At 32.7% G+C, this 2,005-nt stretch carries 2 protein-coding genes; both read left to right on the forward strand.

All coding sequences use genetic code 11. From position 1 onward, the window contains the following. On the forward strand, nucleotides 1-194 hold a 194-nt coding region (locus tag HRT72_09545; protein NQY67949.1), incomplete at its 5' end, for an IS3 family transposase. A gap of 287 nt (nucleotides 195-481) precedes the next feature. Continuing rightward, complete coding sequence (locus HRT72_09550) at nucleotides 482-1,912, forward strand: SpoIIE family protein phosphatase (GenBank protein ID NQY67950.1); 1,431 nt, start codon at nucleotides 482-484, stop codon at nucleotides 1,910-1,912. Nucleotides 1,913-2,005: the final 93 nt, after the last annotated feature.

Consider the following 2,005-nt stretch of genomic DNA (forward strand, 5'->3'; position numbering starts at 1 on the left):
AACTTTCTGGACGGAATAAAATGTTGTTTCTGAAATTAAAGGTAGAAGCCATTTATCCCTATTGTTTTAAAAATAGATTGGATGCTAAATTATCTGTTTTTGAATATGTTGAGACTTGGTACAACAAAAATAGAATAGGAGGATTAACGATAAATGAATTTGAAAAATTTAATCAACTAAAACATGTGACTTAATGCCTGTTTAAATCTGTCCGAAAAATGGTAGGAAGTCCATGGGCTAGTTAGGCAGTATTTCAGGAAAGGTTCAGACTTTACCAGTATTAACGAACAGAGGATTAAGCAGATAGAAGGTAAACTTAATAATAGGCCTATAAAAAGGTTTGGATATGAAACACCTATATTTGTAATGAATCAATTATTATTTAACCAAAATGTTGCATTTATTACTTGAATTCAGCTCAAAAAAAAATGACGCTCGTGAGAATTAAAAGAAACAACAAACAATATCCTTACAAATAGTTATGCAGCAAGCTTATAAAACGTTTTACCAAAATTCTGTAGAAGGAATAATAGTCTCTAATGAAATAGGGATTATTGAATTGATTAATCCAAATTTACTCCAGATGTTTGGCTATAAAGAGCATGAATTAATAGGGCAACCAATAGAAATTTTGGGTCCATGTTTTTTCAAAAAAGATCAAGATTATAAAGATAAAAACACACATCAAATTGTGGAAGGGAAAAAGAAGAGGTATGGTAAGATTCTAATAGGACAGAGAAAAGATCAGTCTCAATTTCCTATAGTAATTGAATTCAATTATTGCTATATGAGGGAAGAGCTAAAATCAATTGCTACAGTGATAGATATCACCGAGAGATCCAAATCTCAATATGATTCTGAAGAGTTAAATACTAAACTAGATAATATAGTAAAGATAAGAACGAAAGAAATAGAAGAACAAAAAAACCAAGCAATTGTACAGAAAGAACAGGCAATTGAACAGAAAAATAAAATAGAAGAACAGAAAGAACAGGTATTAAAACAAAATCAAGAAATTAAATCGCAAAAAGAAGAAATAGAAGAACAAAAAAACCAAGCAATTGAACAGAAAAATGAAATAGAAGAACAAAAAGAACAGGTATTAAAACAAAATCAAGACATAACAGACAGTATACACTACGCCCAAAGATTACAAAATGCTACTTTGCCATCTTTTAAAGAAGTAAACAAATTCATTCCCAACCACTTTATATACTTTAAGCCCAAAGATGTGGTAAGTGGAGATTTTTATTGGTTCGAGCAATTAAAAGACACTTCTTTTTTCGCTGTTGCTGATTGTACTGGGCATGGTGTACCAGGAGCTATATTAAGCGTAATTTGTTCTAATGCACTCAATAGGTCAATAAAAGAATTTGGTATTATAGAACCTTCTAAAATATTGGACAAGACAAGGGAGTTACTAATTGAAACTTTTGCTAAAAGTGGTGAGGATGTTAAAGACGGAATGGACATTGCTCTTTGTGCTTTCAACGGAAGTAAAGTTATCTATTCAGGAGCCTACAACCCTTTATGGATCGTACGCAATACGGAGTTACTGACTCAAGAGCAAAAAGAAGAAAGAAATACGATTATTGATAATGGGATTTCCTTAATTGAACACAAAGCCAACAGACAACCTGTTGGATTACACCAAGAAATGAAAGGTTTCACTCAAGAAGAAATTATCCTGCATCCCTGTGATAGTCTTTACTTTTTTACGGATGGTTTTGCCGATCAGTTTGGTGGGGAAAAGGGGAAGAAATTCAAGTACAACGCCTTCAAGCGCTTCTTGATCAATCTACATACAAAATCAATCAATGAAAGAGAAAAACTCATTTCTGAATCCTTCGAAAATTGGAAAGGCGAACTCGAGCAGGTTGATGATGTGTGTGTGATAGGGGTTGAAATTTAAAATACTAAACATTCTACAGTCGAGTAGCTAAAGGGGAATCTCACCCCTAAACCTCTCACATAACCGTTCGTGAACCTCTCAATTTATACCTCT

The sequence above is a fragment of the Flavobacteriales bacterium genome, from assembly GCA_013214975.1.
Classification (GTDB): domain Bacteria; phylum Bacteroidota; class Bacteroidia; order DT-38; family DT-38; genus DT-38.

Bases quoted from the DNA above. Each gene is read 5' to 3' on its own strand.
- HRT72_09550 (NQY67950.1), top strand. From the start codon at position 482: ATGCAGCAAGCTTATAAAACGTTTTACCAAAATTCTGTAGAAGGAATA.